At 56.7% G+C, this 5,659-nt stretch carries 4 protein-coding genes; 2 read left to right on the forward strand and 2 right to left on the reverse strand.

Translation table 11 applies throughout. The features are described from left to right. Nucleotides 1–285 precede the first annotated feature (285 nt). Nucleotides 286–1,401 (forward strand): PQQ-dependent sugar dehydrogenase, encoded by a 1,116-nt coding sequence (locus MYY08_RS08520; RefSeq protein ID WP_190296674.1) that lies wholly within the window; start codon nucleotides 286–288, stop codon nucleotides 1,399–1,401. A gap of 39 nt (nucleotides 1,402–1,440) precedes the next feature. Here the strand turns inward: MYY08_RS08520 and MYY08_RS08525 are convergent, their stop codons facing one another. Continuing rightward, entirely contained in the window at nucleotides 1,441–2,097 is a 657-nt protein-coding gene (locus MYY08_RS08525; protein WP_038627142.1) for an HAD family hydrolase, read from the reverse strand. A gap of 252 nt (nucleotides 2,098–2,349) precedes the next feature. Here MYY08_RS08525 and MYY08_RS08530 point away from each other — a divergent pair, with 252 nt between their 5' ends. After that, nucleotides 2,350–3,552 (forward strand): serine hydrolase, encoded by a 1,203-nt coding sequence (locus MYY08_RS08530; protein WP_081981817.1) that lies wholly within the window; start codon nucleotides 2,350–2,352, stop codon nucleotides 3,550–3,552. Nucleotides 3,553–4,169: 617 nt separating this feature from the next. Here MYY08_RS08530 and MYY08_RS08535 read toward each other — a convergent pair. Beyond that, on the reverse strand, nucleotides 4,170–5,456 hold the full coding sequence (locus tag MYY08_RS08535) for an HAAAP family serine/threonine permease (RefSeq protein ID WP_084970289.1): 1,287 nt from the start codon (nucleotides 5,454–5,456) through the stop codon (nucleotides 4,170–4,172). Nucleotides 5,457–5,659: the final 203 nt, after the last annotated feature.

Here is a 5,659-nt window from a genome sequence, read left to right on the forward strand (position 1 = left end):
CACCAGGGAAATGTAAATATTAACGCCTTATAAAATATTAGTTTGCTTTCACTTTCAGACAAGTTTCTGGCGTCTTTAAAGTGAAAAGCGTGAAAAAACTCACAAAAGAAGTCTGAAAGGCTGGATGCAGCTGGGAGTGAAAAGTCAGAGCAAAGCTGGAGAGCCTTCTTCCTGGCACTATGGAAAAGGATGCAGCGCCAGCTTCGGCTGCTGCGCTGGAGGGAAGCGGCGAGCCTGCGCATTGCTGCTACAGTTAACCTGGACTAATCCCACAAGGAGCGCGTTATGTCTCGTCGATTGATTTCACTGGCGTTAAGCGGAGCCTTACTGTTTTCAACGCCGTTGCTGGCTGCGCAGGTTACGGTGCAGCAGTTACAGGACAAACTCGATCACCCCTGGTCGCTGGCCTTTCTGCCGGACAATCGCAGTTTATTGATCGCTGAACGCGCAGGCGCGCTGCGGTTGTGGCAGCCGGAAAAAGGATTGTCGCCGCCCATCAGCGGCGTGCCGGAGGTCTGGAGCCAGCGGCAGGGCGGCCTGCTGGATGTGGCGCTGGCGCCCGATTTCGCCCAAAGCCGTCGCGTCTGGATCAGCTATACCGAAGCGGATGATAACGGACGCGTCGGCGCGGTGGTCGGCTACGGCAAACTGAGCGAAGACAATCGCCAGCTGACGAATTTCAATGTGGCGCTGCGCCAGCAGCCGAAGCTTTCCAGCGGCGCGAATCTCGGCACCCGTCTCGCCTTTGACCGCGAAGGGTATCTCTGGATCGCCTTTGGCGATAATTTCCAGAGCGAGACTGCGCAGGATCTCGATAAGCTGCAAGGCAAGCTGGTGCGCCTGAAAGCGGATGGCTCGGTGCCGGAAGATAATCCTTTTGTCGGCCGCAACAATGCGCGCCCGGAAATTTGGGCGTATGGCCTGCGCAATCCGCAGGGGCTGGCGCTGAATCCCTGGACGCAGCAAATGTGGGAAAGCGAGCATGGTCCGCGCGGCGGCGATGAGGTGAATATTCCCGAAAAGGGCAAAAACTATGGCTGGCCGATCGCCACCTGGGGCATCGACTACAGCGGCGAGAAAGTGCCGCAGTCCAAAGGCGGCGAAGCGCCGGGCACCGAGCAGCCCATCTACTGGTGGAAAAACTCACCGGCGATCAGCGGCATGACGTTTTACAACAGCGCCCGCTTCCAGCCGTGGAAAAATTCGCTGTTTATCGGCGCGCTGAAGGAAAAAAATCTGATTCGCCTTAGCCTGAACGGCGACAAGGTCATAGAGGAGGAGCGACTGTTGCAGGATCGCGGCGAGCGCATTCGCGACGTGCGTCAGGGGCCGGATGGCTATCTCTACGTGCTGACCGACGAACGCGACGGCAAACTGCTGAAAGTGGGCCTGCAACCGTAAAACGCGCCTGAACCCCGGCGCCGGGTTCAGGCGCGCGCGCTATTTTTCCCAGTGGGCGACCTGCCAGCCGCGCTGTCGCGCCTCATCCAGCAGCTGCGCGTCGGGATTGACGGCGCAGGCGTGATCCGCCAACGCCAACAGCGGCAGATCGGTGATGGAATCGCTGTAGGCCCACGTCTGCTGGAAGCGGTTTTCCTGTTGCAGCGCGCGCCAGTCGGCGAGACGCGTCGCCTTGCCTGCCCGCCACGCCATCACCGCGCACGGCGCGCCGCTGTAGCGATCGTCGACAATCTCTACGCCCACCGCCAGCGCGCCGTGCGCGCCGAGACGTTGCGCAATCGGCGCCATCAGATGTTCGCCGCTGGCGGAGATCAGCATAATGGTGTCGCCGCGCTGCTGATGCCAGGCGAGACGCTCGCGTGCGGCGGGGTAGACGCGCGGCATAATATCGCGGTGAATAAAGCGGCGTACCCAGCCGTTGACCGTCAGGGTGCCCATCCCGCTCAGCGGCGCCAGCGTCCGGCTCATATAGGCTTCCAGCGACAGCGCGCCCTGACAATATTGCGCCATCAGCGCCTCTTCTTCAGCGATCAGCGTTTCGGGCGCATAGCCCTGCGATACCAGCCAGCGCATCCACAGGCTGTTGCTGTCTGCACAAATCAGCGTTTTATCCAGATCGAAAAGCGCTAAATCCACGATGATTCTCCTCAGACCCATTTTCTTCAGGTTAGCGGAGTTTTGTGATCGTCTTAGCTATTTCAGGCAAAATCAGAATCAGGCGCATTTAAGAGATAGCGAATCGGACGCCAGAATAAGATTTTTCTACCAAACTCTAAATAACTTTACGCAGCAGCGGTTTTAATCGCTGCTCCGACAGGTTAGCGTAGGATGCTGCGTTTCATATCTTTATGAAACTTATGATATTTCTACAGGTTATTCGATTCCATCATGAAAAAAATGCGCCTTCACGCTGGCCTTTGTACGCTGGCGATAAGCGGCACGCTGATGCTGCTTCCTGTTGTTGTTAACGCCGAGCAGGCGCCCGCCGCGCCGCAGATTGAGGCGAAATCCTGGATTTTGATGGATTACGCCAGCGGGGATGTGCTGGCGGAAGCTAACGCTGACGATCGGCTCGATCCCGCCAGTCTGACGAAAATGATGTCGAGCTACGTTATCGGCCAGGCGCTAAAAAGCGGCAAAATCACCCGCGACGATATGGTAACCGTAGGGCAGGACGCCTGGGCCACCGGCAATCCAATTCTGAAAGGCTCATCGCTGATGTTCCTCAAGCCCGGCGACCGCATTCCGGTATCGGAGCTGAATAAAGGCATAGTGATTCAGTCGGGTAACGACGCCAGCATCGCGCTGGCCGATTACGTGGCGGGCAGTCAGGATGCCTTTGTCGGGCTGATGAACAATTATGTCCGCGCGCTGGGCCTGAAAAACACCCACTTCAAAACTGTGCACGGCCTGGATGCGGAAGGGCAGTACAGCACCGCGCGCGATATGGCGCTGATCGGCCAGGCGCTGATCCGCGACGTGCCGGAAGAATACGCCCTGAATAAAGAGAAGTCGTTCACCTTCAATAATATTACCCAGCGCAACCGCAACCGCCTGCTGTGGAGCAGCAATCTTAACGTCGACGGCATTAAGACCGGCCATACGGCGGGTGCCGGCAATAACCTGGTGGCTTCCGCCACCGAAGGCGATATGCGCCTGATTTCCGTGGTGATGGGCGCAAAAACGGATGCGATTCGCTTCCGCGAGAGCGAAAAGCTGCTGACCTGGGGCTTTCGCTTTTTTGAAACGGTGATACCCATCAAGGCTAATGCGCCCTTTACGCAGCAGCGCGTCTGGTTTGGCGACAGCAAAGAAGTGAATCTGGGCGTGGAGAAAGATGTCGCGCTGACGATCCCGAAAGGGCAGATGAAAAACCTGAAGGCGAGCTTCACCCTGAGCGCGCCGCAGCTGCAGGCGCCGCTGAAAAAGTATCAGCCGGTGGGCACCATCGATTTTCAGTTGAATGGCAAAACCGTTGCGCAACGGCCGCTGGTGGTGCTGGAGCCGGTGCAGGAAGGCGGCTTCTTTAGCCGCATCGTCGATTTCGTGATGATGAAGTTCAACGGCTGGTTCGGGAAGTGGTTCTCGTAACAACAGCCAGGCAAAAAAGGTCGGCGCTGCCGACCTTTTTTATCGCGCCTGACACAAACGCAGTTTGCCGTTCAGCCCGGCCGGGGTTTTAACTTTTCAGGGTTATAGCCAGCGGCCATTTGCCGTTCAGCCCGACCAGGGTTTTACCCTTTCAGAACTTATAACCAGCGATCATTTACCGTTCAGCCCGATCAGAGCTTTACCTTCTCCGGCATTATCACCAGTTGTTATTTGCCATTCTTACCGCAGGCTTCATTGAAATTTATCAGCAACAAGCCTGACCGGGCATTCTGACAAACGACGCCTGAACGCAAGGCGCGGGGAGGAGAGGTCGGGGAATAAAGCGTCCCGCGCCAGGGAAGGCGCGGGCCGAGCTGTCAGGGATGACGGATTGCGTCTTTACGATCGGCCTCTCCTCCCTGCGCAGGCGCCAGCTCCTTCGGCCACCTGACTACGCAGACGCCAGCTCCCTCGGCCACCTGATCACGCAGGCGCCTGTTCCCTCAGCCGCTTGATCACGCAGGCGCCTTCTCCCTCACATACCCAATCCCGCAACCCCAACTGCCAAAAAGCAAAAAGGCTGGCAATGCCGACCTTTTTACTTCTGACGCCGCAGCTTATCCCACCAGCGACCAGATGATAGCGGAGATAGAAATCGTTCCGATAACCACCACGAAAATGTTGCTCAGGGCGCCGCTGTAGCGACGCATCGCCGGCACTTTATTGATGGCGTACATCGGCATCAGGAACAGCAGCACCGCGATAATCGGACCGCCCAGCGTCTCGATCATACCAAGAATGCTTGGGTTCCAGGTCGCCACCAGCCAGGTGGTCACCAGCATAAACAGCGCGGTCAGACGGTTCAGCTTATTCTCGCTGATGCTTTTGCCACGGCTGCGCAACGACTTGATGATCAACCCGTTAAAGCCTTCACGCGCGCCCAGATAGTGACCAAGGAACGATTTGGTGATCGCTACCATCGCCACAATCGGCGCCAGCCACGCCATCATCGGCGTATTAAAGTGGTTGGCGAGATAGGAGAGGATGGAGATATTCTGCGCTTTCGCTTCCGCCAGATGCGCCGGCGAAAGAGACAGCACGCAGCTGAAGACGAAAAACATTACCGTCAGCACCATCATCACATGGCTCAGCGCCAGAATGCGTGAACATTTGCGTTCAGCCTCTTCGCCATACTCCTCGCGCTTCGCTAAGGCAAAGGCGGAAATAATCGGCGAGTGGTTAAAAGAGAATACCATCACCGGCAGCGCCAGCCACAGCGTCATCGGCAGGTTGCCGCCGTTGCCGCTAAAAGAAGCCTCCTGGAAAATCGCCGTGCTCCAGTTCGGGATCAGCCAGAACGCCAGCAGCATCAGCACGCCGACAAACGGAAAAACCAGCAGGCTCATGGTTTTTACAATCACCTCTTTCCCGAAGCGGATAATCATCATCAAACCGACGATCAACAGCAGCGACAGCAGCGCGCGCGGCGGCGCCTGAATGTGCAGCTGGTGGGTCAGAAAGCTCTCTACCGTATTGGTAATCGCTACGCTGTAAACCAGCAGAATAGGGTAAATGGCGAAAAAGTAGAGCAGCGTAATCACCTTGCCGGCGCCGATGCCGAAATGCTCTTCTACCACTTCAGTGATATCTTCGCCTGGCTTGCTGCCCGACAGCACGAAACGGCAGAGGCCGCGGTGCGCGTAGTAAGTCATCGGGAAAGCCAGCAGCGCCATAATAATCAGCGGCACCAGTCCGCCGATGCCGGCATTGATCGGCAAAAAGAGTACGCCGGCGCCAATCGCCGTACCGTAAAGTCCCAACATCCACATGGTATCGGTTTTGCGCCAGCTGCTGGCGTGTGTTGTCGCCTGTCCGGTCTGGATTGCGGTTTGCTGTGAGGCCATTACCATCTCCATGAGTAACGAATGAATATAAAAAACCGTCGGCGTTCGGCTATGCGAGCGCAGTTATTCACCGCCGGTAAACAAATAGTGTCCTGGGGATACCCCGTTTTCGCGGCACACTCTACCATCATGAAAATAAGTTAAAAGTACCGCGATACCACTAATAGGTGATTAGGATCACAATGCGGAGAATAAGTTAGGTT

This window comes from Mixta sp. (assembly GCF_024610815.1).
GTDB lineage: Bacteria > Pseudomonadota > Gammaproteobacteria > Enterobacterales > Enterobacteriaceae > Mixta > Mixta calida.